Here is a 14,596-nt window from a genome sequence, read left to right as displayed (position 1 = left end):
GAACATTGTGGGAGCCGCAATTTAGTCATTTTTCTGACAGAAAACAGCAATCTCCTGGTCCAGCTCTGCAATGTGTTCTTTTACAGAGTTCAGCAACTGAAGAATTTCAGGCTTACTGTCATCTGAAACAGGTGTTATTTCTAACTGATGGCTAATATTAATCAACTTTTGCAAATTCAGGATGTTAGCCGCACCGTGGATGCGATGAATACACTGATAGAAAGTTCTGTTATCGCCAGCTTCTAGTGCATGAAACGCAGCGGGTAGATCTTTATGCGTTTCATGCTGGAAAGTCATGAGAATCTCCTGCATCAGTTGTAGATCGTTCGCCGTATTATTTTTCAGGGCCTCGATATCAAGGTGGCGATACTGAGGTGCAATATGCGCAACCTGGTGTAACTGACTTAAATGTGTTTTCAGTACATCCAGAGTCAACGGTTTGAACAAACATAAGTTCATGCCGCAATTTAACCCTTTTTCACGTTCGTTAGCCTGTGCGTTGGCTGTAAGCCCCCAGATGGGTAAGGAAGAATTTTGCTCACGGAGTTTGCGAGTCAACTCAAAACCATCCATATTCGGCATATTTACGTCAGTAATAAGCAGATCATAATGTTGCATACTGATTTTGTGTAGCGCTTGCACACCATCAGTGGCTTCATCAACATCATATCCTAATAGATTTAGCTGGCGTTTGAGTAATAGCCTGTTGGTCGGATGATCATCCGCGATTAATATGCTCAACTTTTCAGGTAGTGTGATAGGTTGTTCTGCTTTTGTCTCTATAGCCGCCACTTGTTGGGTAATTTCTACCGGGATTGTGATCGTAAATATCGTTCCTATGCCTGGATGACTTTCTAATGACAAATCGCCCTGCATGTTTTTTATTAATTCTTTGCAGATCATTAAGCCTAAACCAGAACCTGTTTGCTGACGACCTGCACTTGTTTGGCTATAGCGTTTAAACAGTTGTTGTTGTTCTTCCTGCGATAATCCACTTCCAGAATCCATAATCGTCATTTTGATAACAGCGTGGTTGTCATCAATGTGACCCAGGGAGGTCGTAATTTTTACTGCTCCCTCGGTAGTAAATTTGAGAGCATTACTCAGTAAATTAGATAAGACCTGCTTAAACGCCTGAGGGTCGATCTTAACCAGGTAGCGTTCAGGAAACGTACTGCTGCAACTTAATGCGATGGATTTGCTTGCAGCAATCGCACCGAAAGAGTGACAAGTGTTCTGGACTAAAGTAGGGATATCGACCCATTGTGGTTGAAGTTGATAGTTACCCGACTCAATTTTGTCGACATCAAGGATTTCACCAATTAAGCCGAGGAGTGATTGTCCGGTGGCGTAGGCAAGTGAAATCGCCTCCACCCGTTGCTCCTTGCTAAGACCAGAACCCGACAGAAGTTCCAGGAAGCCCATAATGGAGCTTATTGGTGTTCTTATTTCGTGACTCATTGTTGCCAGAAACTGACTTTTTGCGACAGTTGCATTGATCGCTTTATTTCTCTCTACTTCGAGTGCATGAATTAAATCACGCGTCTCGGTAATATCTTGCCAACCACAAATATAAACAGCATGTTCGCTTGCTGGCAGATTGCATAATGTATGCCAGTGATTAATGCATCTTTTCTCGATGCCATTATCAATTTCAAATACCTGTGTGTATATTGTTCGATTTTCTTTCGTTTCTGCTGTGACTTCATGCGCATTAGAAAAAACATCTTTAAAGGGTGAGTCACTGTTTTCTAATGGTAACATTGCATTTTTGTAGTAATCCGCAGTGAAATAATGTTCAAAAGCACTATTATGACTAATGACATTACCTTGCCAGTTTACAACATAAGTTGGATTCGGTAAGGAATCCGAGAGTGCTTTTCGGAATGATATTTGGTTTTCTAAATCACCCTGAATGACTTTACGACGACGAACTGAGCGTAACAGGTAGAATCCCCATAAAAGGCTACTGCCAACTAATAAAACGGATAATGTCGTGACAATATAAAATTGCTCGCTATAGAGGTCCCATGTGTCAATGGTCACATTGGGCATTTTAATCCATTTTTCCGTCAGGCGCAGAACTTCGCTTGGGGGAATTGCATTCAGTGCTTTATTAATAATATCCTTAAGTTCCGGTTCTCCGCGAGGAAAAGCGAACGAAAGTGATGCATTCTGAACGCCGGGAATAAGAAAATGATAAAGTTCATTAGGATAGTAATGGTCGATCATGTAACGCGAATTTAACTGTGTCGCGACCAGAGCATCAAGTTCACCTTCCTTGACCTTGTGAAATGCAGCGCTGGCGTTATCGACTTTTATCCACTCTACCTCCGGATACATCTCTTTTAATTGCGAATGAAGCTCATAATAATATGGAATGGCAACTTTCATTCCTTTTTTTAATGTTTGTTCACTGTCAGGCGCTTTTTGCATGACAAAAACGTAAGGCGTTGTTATGAAGGCTTCAGCAAATGAAACATTATTTTCTCGATCTTCACTATAAATAGCGGCGGGCAATATATCCCATCCACCGGGGTTAAGCTGTGTCCCAGCATGAATATTGTGTGAAACGGTGATCGGAGAAAAATTTAAACCTGTTTGCAAGGTAATAATATTAAGAATATCACCCATCACGCCCCGAACTGAGCCAGTTTCATCTGTCATAGAATAGGGTGGCGAGTAAGGATTTTCCAGCACCTTTAAATCGGGATGCTGCTTAATCCACTGTTTTTCATGTTCAGTGAGTTCTAATGGTTTGTTCAGAAAGGCCAGGTTTCCTGTATCAAGCCAATTTTGTGATACTTCATAGCGAACTTCATTTGTTAAAGCATCAACAAATCGATTGAGTACTTCATTAAGAACGATTGAATCTTTTCTGGTTAATAAAAAGTTATATTGACGCGGTGAGTTATAATACTTCACTACATTTAAGGAGTGAGTAAAATAACGGGAAATCATACTGCTGGTAATGATGTTACTACCAATAAAGTAATCATTCTGTCCGGCTGAGACGGATGCTAATGCCTGATATAAATTTGTAAAAGAGATAATTGTTGCTTTTGGAAATGATTGATGAATTACCTCGTCTGGGGGATAATTTGCTACTCGAGCAATATTTACTGGTTTTGATGAGGTAAGCGGTCGCATTGAATCGTGAAGGGTAGTGACCAACGCAGGAAAGGTAATTATCAGAGGATTAGTTGCAGCAATGTCATCATTAAGAGGCGGCGAAGCAACTAAATGTGATAACACTATATCAACTTCACCGTCTTCCAGCGCGTCCATTGCTTTTTGATGATCTGCGTATTCCCGGAGTGTTAATTTGATATTTAACGCTCTTTTTAAAAGATTTAAATAATCAGCATTAATACCACGAATCCGTTGCTGCGAATCGGTATGCAACAACGTAGCTGTTTGGGACTTGTGTACTGCAATCACAAGATTTTTTTTGCTCGCGAGCCAACGTAATTCCTTGTTGCTCAGACGTAGTGGATCAAGTGTGACACGGTTGTTACTACTGATGCCACGATATTCGATGTAATCTCCGTCTGCGAAACTTATGGTCGACCAAAGACCACAACAGAGAAGAAAAATATAGGGTAAAAACTTCATGTGGTTAGCCGATTTTGTTACGTTGTGCGAATGTGTAAAGATCCATCAGTGATTTGCATTCTAATTTTTCCATCAAGCGACTTTTATACGTGCTGACAGTTTTGTTGCTGATGAACATTTTTTCAGCAATGTCATTATTATCCTTGCCATCAAGAATATACCGCATGACACTAATTTCTTGTTTCGATAAGGAGTCGAGTTTTTGCTGGTCGGACGTTAAACTTCCAACAAACCGGTTGAGAGAGAAGGGGAAATAGCAGTAGCCATTTTTTGCAGCTTCAATAGCCGCAATGATATTGTTCATGCCTTCTTTTTTACTCACGAAACCATTAGCGCCAGCATCAGCACAATGTTTCCCGTAAAAATGGTCATTTTTAGCGGAGACGATAATAATAATTCCGCTATATTGACGCTTCCTCAGCGTTTCTAACACCTGGATACCGTTAACTCCGGGGATATCGACATCAATGATGACGATATCAGGCTTAAGTGTTTCCACCCGCTGAACGGCGCTTCCGCCTTCAGTCAACTCTGCTAAGATTTCAATATCGTTTTTGATCAATAAATTACGAATTGCTGCGATAGCAAGAGGATGGTCATCAATAATTATTGCGTTCATAGATTATTCCCTTTGCAATGAAGCATTTCCCTTCTCCCTGTAGTAATACAGACATAAGGCATCATCTCATTTTCTCAATAAAAATAAGAAAATTTGAGCTTCCTTTAAGATAATTCGACAAGTATACCATATAAATAGTCGGCATAAATAAAATGTCAACAATAAAATCAGGGATGATACCGATGATTTATAGTTTCACATTAGCACTATAAGTCTTCTCACTAATCCTACAGGCGTAAGAATTGTATTGCAAAAGCTACGGTTTAGTCCTCTGTTGTTTCTTTTGCACCTCATTTAAATTAGGCCTCCAACGTTCCTGGGATAATGTGCAACACATGCACTGTGTTTGATATGAAGAATGAATACTCTTTTCATTCAATTCATAAATTTCATCTATGCGAAATGAGAGATAATAGTGGAACAGATTAATTCAAATAAAAAACATTCTGACAGAAGAAAATATTTTGCTTTGTTAGCGGTGGTTTTATTTATTGCGTTTTCAGGTGCCTATGCCTATTGGTCAATGGAATTAGAAGACATGATTAGTACAGATGACGCCTATGTCACGGGGAATGCAGATCCAATTTCTGCACAAGTTTCAGGCAGCGTCACTGTCGTTAATCATAAAGATACGAACTACGTTCGACAGGGTGACATTTTAGTCTCACTGGATAAGACTGATGCCACTATCGCACTCAATAAAGCTAAAAATAATCTGGCCAATATTGTTCGGCAAACGAATAAACTGTACTTACAGGATAAACAATACAGTGCCGAAGTCGCTTCAGCACGTATTCAGTATCAACAATCTTTAGAAGATTATAACCGTCGTGTACCTTTGGCGAAGCAGGGGGTTATTTCAAAAGAAACGCTGGAGCATACCAAAGATACGTTAATAAGTAGCAAAGCGGCATTGAATGCCGCTATCCAGGCTTATAAAGCGAATAAAGCTTTGGTAATGAACACACCATTAAACCGTCAGCCACAAGTCGTTGAAGCGGCGGATGCAACCAAAGAAGCCTGGTTAGCGCTTAAACGTACGGATATTAAGAGTCCTGTTACCGGCTATATTGCCCAGAGAAGCGTTCAGGTCGGCGAAACAGTGAGCCCCGGACAATCGTTAATGGCTGTCGTACCGGCACATCAAATGTGGGTTAATGCCAACTTTAAAGAAACACAACTCACGGATGTACGGATTGGTCAACCGGTCAATATTATCAGCGATCTTTATGGTGAAAATGTTGTGTTTCATGGTCGGGTGACAGGGATCAATATGGGAACCGGCAATGCGTTCTCCTTATTACCTGCACAAAATGCGACAGGGAACTGGATCAAAATCGTTCAGCGTGTCCCGGTTGAAGTTTCTCTTGATCCAAAAGAACTCATGGAACATCCCTTGCGCATTGGTTTATCGATGACTGCAACTATTGATACCAGGAACGAAGACATTGCCGAGATGCCCGATCTGGCTTCAACCGTGACGTCCATGCCTGCTTATACCAGTAAGGCTTTAGTTATCGATACCAGTCCGATAGAAAAAGAAATTAGCAACATTATTTCGCATAATGGACAACTTTAATGGCAATCACTAAATCAACTCCGGCACCATTAACCGGTGGGACGTTATGGTGCGTCACTATTGCATTGTCATTAGCGACGTTTATGCAAATGTTGGATTCCACTATTTCTAACGTCGCAATACCGACAATATCTGGCTTTCTGGGAGCATCAACAGACGAAGGCACCTGGGTTATCACTTCGTTTGGCGTAGCAAATGCCATTGCGATCCCTGTTACCGGCAGGCTGGCACAAAGAATAGGCGAATTAAGGTTATTTTTACTTTCAGTCACTTTTTTTTCGCTGTCTTCCTTAATGTGTAGTTTATCGACCAATCTTGATGTGCTGATATTTTTTAGAGTCGTTCAGGGATTAATGGCGGGGCCGTTAATTCCACTGTCACAGAGTTTATTATTAAGGAATTATCCACCAGAAAAAAGAACATTTGCTCTGGCATTATGGTCTATGACCGTGATTATCGCGCCGATATGTGGGCCGATATTGGGCGGTTATATTTGTGATAACTTTAGCTGGGGTTGGATATTTTTAATCAATGTCCCTATGGGGATTATCGTCCTGACATTATGCTTAACCTTACTTAAAGGAAGAGAAACCGAGACTTCACCGGTCAAAATGAATCTACCAGGACTGACCCTGTTAGTGCTCGGTGTTGGTGGCTTGCAAATTATGCTTGATAAAGGGCGCGATCTGGATTGGTTCAACTCGAGTACAATAATAATACTAACAGTAGTATCAGTTATTTCTCTGATCTCTTTAGTCATTTGGGAGTCGACCTCAGAGAACCCGATTCTTGATCTCAGTTTGTTTAAGTCCCGTAATTTCACCATTGGTATTGTGAGTATCACATGCGCGTATTTATTTTACTCTGGAGCGATCGTCCTTATGCCGCAGTTAATCCAGGAAACGATGGGGTATAATGCGATATGGGCCGGGCTTGCTTATGCGCCCATCGGTATCATGCCGCTATTAATATCACCTTTGATAGGACGTTATGGCAACAAAATAGATATGCGGTTGTTGGTGACATTTAGTTTTTTGATGTATGCGGTTTGCTATTACTGGCGTTCTGTGACATTTATGCCAACGATTGATTTTACAGGCATCATTTTGCCACAGTTTTTTCAGGGATTCGCCGTTGCCTGTTTCTTTTTACCCTTAACAACGATTTCGTTTTCAGGCTTGCCAGATAATAAATTTGCCAATGCCTCGAGTATGAGTAATTTTTTTCGCACCTTGTCAGGATCAGTTGGTACGTCGTTGACAATGACGCTGTGGGGACGCCGAGAATCATTACACCATAGTCAGTTGACAGCAACCATCGATCAATTTAACCCCGTGTTTAATTCATCGTCACAAATTATGGATAAATACTATGGTTCGCTTTCAGGAGTTCTTAATGAAATTAATAATGAAATAACCCAGCAGTCACTTTCTATTTCTGCAAATGAGATTTTCCGTATGGCGGCTATTGCTTTTATCTTACTTACGGTTTTGGTTTGGTTTGCGAAACCGCCGTTTACAGCGAAAGGCGTTGGGTGATGGTAAAAGCAAGGGGTTATAGCGGGTAAGACCGGGGATCTTAAGTCTGCGCCATCGGCAGCATCGCTCACCCAGGGAAAGGATGGCGATGCTGCGTTGAAACGTTATGAACGGCCTTTTGCCAGATATTGCTCCATCTCTTCTTCCGGCACCATTCCACCTCCCGTCGCCCACACCAGATGAGTGGCATTATGCAGTTGTTCTGCGCTGAAACCGTGCATCTGTTGGTAACTTACTGATGCGCACACGCGCTGAGGCCCGGCCATACCCGCCAGTGCCGAAGGTTCAAGACGAATACCTTCTTCCTGCGCCAGCCAGCCAAGCATGTCATACATGGTTTGATCGCTAAGGGTATAGAAGCCATCCAGCAGACGCTCCATCGCCCGCCCGACAAAGCCTGATGCGCGACCAACGGCAAGGCCATCCGCTGCGGTAAGGTTGTCGATACCAATATCCTGAACAGAAATCTGATCGTGTAATCCTGTATGGACGCCTAACAACATACAAGGGGAGTGCGTTGGTTCGGCAAAAAAGCAGTGAACATGATCGCCAAACGCCAGTTTAAGTCCGAATGCGACGCCACCAGGACCACCGCCAACACCACACGGCAGATAGACAAACAGAGGGTTATCAGCATCGACAATACGACCTTGCTCGGCAAATTGCGCTTTAAGACGCTGGCCAGCGACGGAATACCCAAGGAACAACGTGCGGGAATTCTCGTCATCAATAAAGAAACAGTTCGGGTCAGACTGCGCTGCTTTACGTCCTTCCTCGACGGCAACACCATAATCTTGCTCATATTCCACGACCGTAACGCCATGGCTGCGCAGTTTCGCTTTTTTCCATGCCCGGGCATCAGCAGACATATGCACTGTCACCTTAAAGCCAATGCGGGCGCTCATTATGCCGATTGATAACCCCAGATTTCCGGTTGAGCCCACAGCAATGCTGTATTGACTAAAGAACTGTTTAAACTCCGGGGAAAGCAGTTTGCTGTAGTCATCTTCAAGCGTCAGCAACCCCGCTTCCAGAGCCAGTTTTTCTGCATGTGCCAGGACTTCATAAATCCCGCCGCGTGCTTTTATGGAGCCGGAAATGGGCAAATGGCTATCTTTTTTCAGTAGCAGTTGCCCGCTGAACGGTTGTTGATATTCCTTTTCCAGCCGTTTTTGCATAGCCGGAATGGCAACCAGTTCTGATTCAATAATCCCCCCAGTAGCAGCAGTTTCAGGAAATGCTTTTGCCAGATAGGGTGCAAAACGGGATAAGCGCGCATGGGCGTCCTGAACATCCTGTTCGGTCAGGCCAACATAAGGTAAACCTTCAGCCAATGAGGTCGTGCCAGGATTAAACCAGGTGGTTTCTTGAAGAGCAACCAGATCCTCTACCAACGGATACTGGGCGATGAGCGAATTCATTTTAGCGTTTTCCATAGTACGTCTCTTTGCGCTTAGATGATAAATGACAGCAGGAATGTGCCCGCCAGAGCGACGACCGAAGCGATAAATGTCGCGGTCGTATAGTATTTAAATGTTTCATTGAGCGTAGCGCCGCAATATTGCTTCACCAGCCAGAAAAGCGAGTCCGTAACGATCGTGCAGCCAATCGCACCTGAACCGATAGCAATCGCAATAATTTCCGGGCTGATGTCGGGATACAGCGGCAGCATGGGTGCAACAATTGCCGTTGCCCCCATCATTGCCACCGTAGCGGAGCCCACTGCAGCATGCAGAATAAGTGCCACCAACCAGGCCAGAAGAATCGGGTGCATATGCATATTGGAGAGAATAACTGCCAGCGTATCAGCGAGACTGCTGCTTTTTAAAATGGCGTTGAATGCGCCTCCGGCCCCGATAATCAGCAAAATATTAGCAATAGAACCGAAGCCATTTTCCGTATGTGTGAGCATTGTCCCCATGCTCATATGCTGGCGTATACCCAACACATAATAGGCGACAAACACGGCGATAAACATGGCAGTAATAGGGTTGCCAATAAACTCAAGCAAGGTATACAAACCACTCTCACGCGCCATATTCAATTCGGCAATCGTTTTAACCAACATCAGCGCAATGGGTAGCAGTATGGTGAATAACGTTGCGCCTAATGACGGTAGTGTTTTTTCATCGCGAACTTTGAGATCGGCAAACTCTGTGGGTACAGGTTTAAAGGGCAGTCGTTGACCCAGAAATTTAAGGAAAAGTGGGCCACCGATCAGTGATGCCATCAGCCCAACCAGCAAACCGTAGACGATCACCGAACCGATATCTGCGCCCAGCTTATTGGCAACATATAAAGCAGCCGGATGTGGGGGAACCACGCAATGCACTGCCATCAATGCGGTACACAGCGGAATGGCCAGCTTTAACAATGAGGTATTGGTTTTTTTGGCAATTGAAAAAGCCAGAGGAATCAATAGCACGACGCCCACTTCAACAAACAGCGTGATGCCGCAAATCAGGCCAACCAGCACCATAATGACATCAGCTGAAAGCCAGCGACAGCGTTGAAGTGTCAGACCAATTCTTTCTGCGGCCCCGGATACTTCCATCATTTTTCCCAGTATCGTGCCCAGGCCGATAACCGCAGCAAGGAACCCCAGCGTTCCGCCAATTCCACTTTCAATAGCATTTACCATATCCAGTGGTCCCATACCCATCATCGTTCCCACGAAGAAGCTGGCCAGCAACAGCGCCAGAAACGGGTGGAATTTGAACTTCACGATGGTCAGTACAATTAACACGATGCTGATAAGCAGCGTGCTCACAACCCAGATTTGAGAGTGCATATCTCACCTTCCCCTGTGATTAACCTGATGATATTGGACAAAAAAACAACGCAGGCTGACAAACGATAAAATTTGCCTTTCACATGAGCTAAATTGCATCAAGGGAGTGATTTACATCTAAAAATGAAGGTGAATTGAGATATGGTTCACTTTAGCTCACCTTACAGCTGAAATTTTGCCGCTATTTTTTTACACTTAAGAGAAAAATGAGGTGATTATGGAACCCCTTCGTGAAATAAGAAATCGACTGCTTAACGGCTGGCAACTATCAAAACTGCATACTTTTGAAGTGGCAGCCAGGCATCAGTCCTTCGCCCTTGCGGCAGAGGAATTGTCGCTGAGCCCCAGTGCGGTAAGTCACCGTATCAATCAGCTGGAAGAAGAATTAGGTATTCAGTTGTTTGTTCGTTCCCATCGCAAAGTGGAATTAACGCACGAGGGGAAACGCGTTTATTGGGCGCTAAAATCGTCGCTGGATACCCTGAACCAGGAAATTCTTGATATCAAAAATCAGGAATTATCGGGAACGTTAACGCTGTATTCCCGGCCCTCTATCGCCCAATGCTGGTTGGTGCCCGCATTAGGTGACTTTACACGCCGATATCCGTCTATTTCGCTCACCGTGCTCACTGGTAATGACAATGTCAATTTGCAACGTGCCGGAATCGATTTGGCGATCTACTTTGATGATGCGCCGTCAGCGCAATTGGCTCATCACTTTCTGATGGATGAAGAAATCTTGCCTGTATGTAGCCCGGAATACGCTCAAAGACATGCTTTAACCAACCAGGTAATTAACCTGCGCCACTGTACGTTGCTCCATGACAGACAGGCATGGAGCAACGACTCCGGTACGGATGAATGGCATAGTTGGGCGCAACATTATGCGGTTAATTTGCCGACATCTTCTGGGATTGGCTTTGATCGTTCTGATTTAGCTGTTATCGCTGCGATGAATCATATTGGGGTAGCGATGGGAAGAAAACGCCTGGTACAAAAAAGGCTTGCCAGTGGTGAGCTCGTCGCGCCGTTTGGCGATATGACGGTGAAATGCCATCAGCATTATTACATCACCACATTACCAGGCAGGCAGTGGCCAAAAATTGAGGCATTTATTACTTGGTTAAGAGAACAGGTAAGTCAATATGAATGTTATACCTTATAATACATTAAATCATCTGGTTCCTAAATAACCTTATTATGCACTGTAAGTGTATGTTGGCTTTATAAATTGCAATTTTTATATGGGAATTGTTTTGTCAATAGTTACGAAAAGGATAAATAAAATAACCACATCTTCTTGGCGTCGAATATTGGAGAGCGATAATTTATAGTAAACTAGATTACCAGAGAAAAGATAAGTGGCAATATATTTGCTGGTGGCATTTTTATTAAATATTATATGTGTTGGTTTGTGACTTTAAAAAAATTAATTTTTAATAAAAAGGTGATTTATTTCTCATTTTGATTAATATTGAGGATCCATTATGATTATCAGTTGTATGTCATAAAAATGAGGGGCTAAAAGCCTCAATGAATTGAGGCCTTTAGAACAGGGGTTATATCTTCTTTATATCTAACACATCACTCTCCCATACTCGTTTAAATCTTGCTGCATTACTGGCTGTATATAATACCGTATGATGTATATTTCTGTGCCCTAAATAATCTTGTATTAGTCTGGTGTCTAACCCTTGATTAGCTAAAGCATACCCACAACCATGCCTAAGCATGTGAGGATGAATATTAATATTCATATTGTGACTATATTTCTTACACATCTTATACACATATTGTCTCGAGATTTTATTTCCTTGACAAGAAAGAAATAAAGAGTCTTCAAAAGGTTTTTTTACTATGTTATCACGTAGTGCTAGCCATTTTTTTAATAACAGAACAGTTTCTTTTTGCAGGGGATGTACTGTGGATAATCCATTTTTTAAACGCTTGATATATATTGCTGACTCTGAAAAGTCAATGTCGCTAATCTTTAGTGCAATAAGCTCGCTTACCCTAAGACCATGTACATATGCCATTTGTAACATGGCTTTATCTCTAATTTCATTTTTTGAACCGTTGATGGCTTCAAAAAATAACAACCATTCACTATGAGTAATAAATTTGCGCATAATATTATCGGTTATACTAATTAAGTTAAAAAATAAACTATAAATACCAGAGCCTGGTATTATTGCTTGTTTTTTATAAGCAAATAATGAGCTGGGGTTTAAATTATGCCACTAAATGGATATTCATCAATACCCCGCCAGAGAGATAGTTGCCCAGCGGGCATAGATCATTGTTAGTCAACCAATGAGCATAAATAAGCACAAGGAGGTGTGTATTGCGAATAGTAATTCAATGACATGCTGGTGGTTTTTTTGTGGTGAAAATATTTGTACCTTTTTGTTTACGGATGAAAAATAAACAGTCATATTATTTTGGTCAATTGTTGTGTTAGTTTTAACACTCGGTGATGTTTTTTGTTATAGTGCATTAAATTTTAAATAAAAAAATTCATACATTCATGGATGTAATATATACAAGATACAATGTTAATTTTAGATAAAATATTAATTGCATTGGATACTTTTTAAATATGCCGATGTTGAGCTTAATTTTATGAGGGAATGCTATTTCGGGTTGTAGGACTTTTTTATAATCATCTTATAGGGCTCTTTATATTTACAGGAGGGTTTTGAACGATAGTTACATAACGAAGGTTGTTTATATGCGTTTACAAGCGATTAATTAGATTAGGTGAATTTTAATAAATTAATCTATAATCATACAGCAACTATATGAATTATATTATTGACTAAATGTAATTCTTTCATCATAGTTGACATGGTTATTTTATATAAATAGAGGTGATTTATGCAAAACAGAAAATTTTTAACGCATCATGAAATTAATTTACTACTTCAATCTGTAAGACAAAAGAGTTGCTCTTCACGCGATGTTTGCATGATTTTATTGGCTTATTTTCATGGTCTGCGTGTTAGTGAGCTCTTATCTCTGCAGTTGTCAGATTTAGAACTAACTACAGAAAAAATATATATTCAACGGATAAAAAATGGATTCAGTACAGTCCATCCACTTCAAAAGGAAGAGGTGATTGCAATAACAAACTGGCTGAATGAAAGGAATTCATTAAATGTTAAACATTTCAATGATAACCCGTGGTTATTTGTTTCCCGAACAGGAAAACCATTATCGAGACAACGATTTTATAACATAGTTTCTGCTGCGGGTAAAAATGCAGGTTTAAATATTAAAGTTCATCCACATATGTTACGCCATGCATGTGGTTATTCACTAGCAGATAATGGTGTGGATACCCGTCTTATTCAGGACTATCTCGGGCATCGTAATATCAGGCATACGGTAATTTATACTGCTTCTAATTCAATGAGATTTGAAAAAATGTGGGGGAGAGGTGACGCAAAAAAGCAACATTTTGACCCAAAATGTAAACCCAATCTTTGTTTAGAAATTCTCGTATAGAAAAACATTTTTTTCTATAAAAAACATTAAATTTACTGATTTAGATCAATGTGTGACGTCAATCTACACATAAAGAGGTAGGTTTGTCTTCTTTTTAATCTTTGGCGTATAAAGCCAAAATGTAAATAATAATCAAAATTATATTCTGAATTAAAATAAATACGCAGGTTTTTTACCTGCGTTTTGTGCTATTTATAGTTAATTAAATTGATGTTGTCAAAATGGGTCATTTTGTAAACCTGTGCCTCAAGGTTTGTCTCCCCCCGGTGTGCAAAGCAAAAGGAAATTGGGAAAGGGGATAACAGGAAATTGATTGCATGGTTTTGATTACGACGACAAAAAATATTTTTATAATTCAAGCAATTAATAGTATGCGTTGGCGGGGTTTTTCGTACGTGAAAGTCATCGCTGTGGACGACTATTCTTCTCTGATTCGTGATTTTGGCACATCTTGCTTTCGGGATGAGCAATCGTTGTTGTTACCTGTATTCCCTGATAATGATTCTACTACCTGTATACGCTCACTGTATTTCATTCACCAATGGCTAAAAAGCCAGCCTGTCAATATTCCGTGCCTGGCATGGGGGGATAATGGTGTAGTTAGTAATAAAGGCATACCTTCCATACCGTGGAAATTAACAGCAGAGCAATTTTGTTTCTATATAGATAAATTTATCAATGGCTGGAGGTGCAAAAAAAATATTCGCGCGAGTCATAAAGTTTCTTTTTTAGAACGACAATTATCCCCGAGGGAGAAAAGTATCTTTATATATACCAAGGAAGGAAAAGATATTGCATGGATCTCTAACACCTTGGGTATATCCAGTAAGACTGTGTGGACGCATCGTCGTAGAGCTATGGATAAACTCGGGGTAAAACGTTTACATCAATTTATAAATATTCCGCGTTCCCTTATTAGTGAAAATATTCAATTATAATGTACGTTC

At 41.2% G+C, this 14,596-nt stretch carries 10 protein-coding genes; 5 read left to right on the top strand and 5 right to left on the bottom strand.

What is annotated here, in order from left to right; genetic code table 11:
- Window positions 1-21 precede the first annotated feature (21 nt).
- Window positions 22-3,615 (bottom strand): acid-sensing system histidine kinase EvgS, encoded by a 3,594-nt coding sequence (gene evgS / locus ACJHYW_RS04615; RefSeq protein ID WP_072275257.1) that lies wholly within the window; start codon window positions 3,613-3,615, stop codon window positions 22-24.
- Between the two features lie 4 nt (window positions 3,616-3,619).
- Window positions 3,620-4,234 (bottom strand): acid-sensing system DNA-binding response regulator EvgA, encoded by a 615-nt coding sequence (gene evgA / locus ACJHYW_RS04610; RefSeq protein ID WP_000991370.1) that lies wholly within the window; start codon window positions 4,232-4,234, stop codon window positions 3,620-3,622.
- A gap of 415 nt (window positions 4,235-4,649) precedes the next feature.
- On the opposite strand from evgA, the gene emrK reads away from it, so the two are divergent.
- Both emrK and emrY read left to right on the top strand, forming a co-directional pair.
- Entirely contained in the window at window positions 4,650-5,813 is a 1,164-nt protein-coding gene (emrK, locus tag ACJHYW_RS04605) for a multidrug efflux MFS transporter periplasmic adaptor subunit EmrK (protein WP_000435155.1), read from the top strand.
- A complete protein-coding gene (gene emrY / locus ACJHYW_RS04600) occupies window positions 5,813-7,351 on the top strand; it encodes a multidrug efflux MFS transporter permease subunit EmrY (protein ID WP_061092605.1) in 1,539 nt (512 codons plus the stop codon). Before emrK ends, emrY begins: the two co-directional genes overlap by 1 nt.
- 104 nt (window positions 7,352-7,455) lie before the next feature.
- Here the strand turns inward: emrY and dsdA are convergent, their stop codons facing one another.
- The gene (dsdA, locus tag ACJHYW_RS04595; protein ID WP_000426400.1) at window positions 7,456-8,787 is read right to left on the bottom strand and encodes a D-serine ammonia-lyase; all 1,332 of its coding nucleotides are present in this window, start codon (window positions 8,785-8,787) and stop codon (window positions 7,456-7,458) included.
- A gap of 17 nt (window positions 8,788-8,804) precedes the next feature.
- Window positions 8,805-10,142 carry a D-serine transporter DsdX gene (dsdX, locus tag ACJHYW_RS04590; RefSeq protein WP_000556036.1) on the bottom strand — a complete coding sequence of 446 codons (1,338 nt, stop codon included), beginning with the start codon at window positions 10,140-10,142 and terminating at the stop codon, window positions 8,805-8,807.
- A gap of 217 nt (window positions 10,143-10,359) precedes the next feature.
- Here dsdX and dsdC point away from each other — a divergent pair, with 217 nt between their 5' ends.
- Complete coding sequence (gene dsdC / locus ACJHYW_RS04585) at window positions 10,360-11,307, top strand: DNA-binding transcriptional regulator DsdC (protein ID WP_001361861.1); 948 nt, start codon at window positions 10,360-10,362, stop codon at window positions 11,305-11,307.
- Window positions 11,308-11,701: 394 nt separating this feature from the next.
- Here the strand turns inward: dsdC and ipuB are convergent, their stop codons facing one another.
- On the bottom strand, window positions 11,702-12,271 hold the full coding sequence (gene ipuB / locus ACJHYW_RS04580; RefSeq protein WP_001224627.1) for a tyrosine-type DNA invertase IpuB: 570 nt from the start codon (window positions 12,269-12,271) through the stop codon (window positions 11,702-11,704).
- 748 nt (window positions 12,272-13,019) lie between these two features.
- On the opposite strand from ipuB, the gene ipuA reads away from it, so the two are divergent.
- Together ipuA and ACJHYW_RS04570 are read left to right on the top strand one after the other, a co-directional pair.
- Window positions 13,020-13,649 carry a tyrosine-type DNA invertase IpuA gene (ipuA, locus tag ACJHYW_RS04575; RefSeq protein WP_001181154.1) on the top strand — a complete coding sequence of 210 codons (630 nt, stop codon included), beginning with the start codon at window positions 13,020-13,022 and terminating at the stop codon, window positions 13,647-13,649.
- 317 nt (window positions 13,650-13,966) lie between these two features.
- Window positions 13,967-14,587: a helix-turn-helix transcriptional regulator gene (locus ACJHYW_RS04570; RefSeq protein WP_410233342.1), complete on the top strand. Its 621-nt coding sequence runs from the start codon at window positions 13,967-13,969 to the stop codon at window positions 14,585-14,587.
- Window positions 14,588-14,596: the final 9 nt, after the last annotated feature.

The sequence above is a fragment of the Escherichia sp. WS3063 genome (genome assembly GCF_046486595.1).
Classification (GTDB): Bacteria; Pseudomonadota; Gammaproteobacteria; order Enterobacterales; family Enterobacteriaceae; genus Escherichia; species Escherichia coli.
This window is presented reverse-complemented; position numbering and strand designations above follow the sequence as displayed.